At 68.5% G+C, this 1,315-nt stretch carries 1 protein-coding gene; it reads right to left on the bottom strand.

Annotated elements, in window-relative coordinates; genetic code table 11:
- Window positions 1-87 precede the first annotated feature (87 nt).
- A complete protein-coding gene (locus ACZ55U_RS39060) occupies window positions 88-804 on the bottom strand; it encodes an HAD family hydrolase (protein WP_465534402.1) in 717 nt (238 codons plus the stop codon).
- Window positions 805-1,315 lie beyond the last annotated feature (511 nt).

Raw genomic sequence — 1,315 nt, 5'->3', positions numbered from 1 at the left:
GAGGGAGTCCAGATCAGGCGTCACAACCGATCTTTGGACTCCCTCGCTTCATGTCATGCGCGCAGGCGAGCCCTTGGCATCAGTCATCTAGGGGAGCCAGCCGAGGTCCCGCAGCGCCGCGTGGATGCCGGCCGCGCCGGCCCGGTCCGGGCGGTGGACGAGCGGGTCCTCCGCGAGGGCGCTGAGCAGCGCCGGTTCGGCCCCGGCGACGACCACCGCGTGCGCGCCGGTCCGGAACAGCGAGAGGTCGTTGAGGGAGTCACCGGCGACGAGGATGCCGTCAGGTCGCCAGCCCAGCTTGGCGGCCAGGGCGCACAGCGCGTTGCCCTTGGAGGCTGCCGGCGGCAGGACGTCGAAGTAACGGTTCGCCGAGTACACCCAGGCGCAGCCGAGGTTCTCGACGGCCGTGGTGAGTTCGTCGGTGAGCCGGTCTGGAGTGAGGCGGTAGGAGCAGCGGCCGTCCTGGGCGGCGTCGTGCTGGTAGACGAGCCCCGGGAAGCGGCGCAGCGCGGTGCGCACCCGGTCCGCCCCCGGCCAGCCGGTCCGCAGCTGCTCCTGCACCGGGTCCAGAGGGGTGAAGTCCGTGCCGTCGACGACGGTGGCGCCGACGTCGGCGATGATCCACCGGGGCGGCGGGACGAGTGGATCTTGGAGGACCTCCCGGACGGAGGCCACCGCGCGTCCGGTGGCGAAGACGACCGTCACCTCGGGATGGCGGGCCAGGGCGTCCCGTAACCGACGCCGGTCCTCCAGGGTCCCTCCGAGCAGGGTGCCGTCCAGATCGGTGACCAGAATCCTCGACATCCGAGGGACGCTAACACGGCGCCAACCGGCATTGAAGTGTCCATCTCACGCCGATTCCCGCCCGGTGTGGACGGACCCGGGCGACTCGCCTGACGCCACCTCCGACTGTCGCGGCGGGCTCGGCCCGCTCCTGGAGCGTGGCCGGTCACACTGGGCGTTTGTGTTGGGGGTGGTGGAGGAGTACTGTCTCCCAGTCGCCCGACGGAGAACGCCGGACACGCGTTCGCGTGGAGGGTCCGGGGCGGCCAATCCATCAGAAACGTTCGTTTTATCGGATTGCGGCCGGATTCGCTTTTCACAGCGGAGAACGGCTAGAGTTTGAAACGTCGAACAGGGCGCCGAGCCCTGAAAGGCGTCGGCGAATCGGAAGTGAAAAGCCCCGGCAACGGAGCGAAAAGCGTCTGATAAGCTGGAAGCACGAAAGAACGAAGCCCGGAGGGCCTGCCGGAAGGCGGTTCGAAGGAAGCGTCCGTTCCTTGAGAACTCAACAGCGTGCCAAAAGTCAACGCCA

Source organism: Kitasatospora sp. NPDC034533, assembly GCF_055575155.1.
This window is presented reverse-complemented; position numbering and strand designations above follow the sequence as displayed.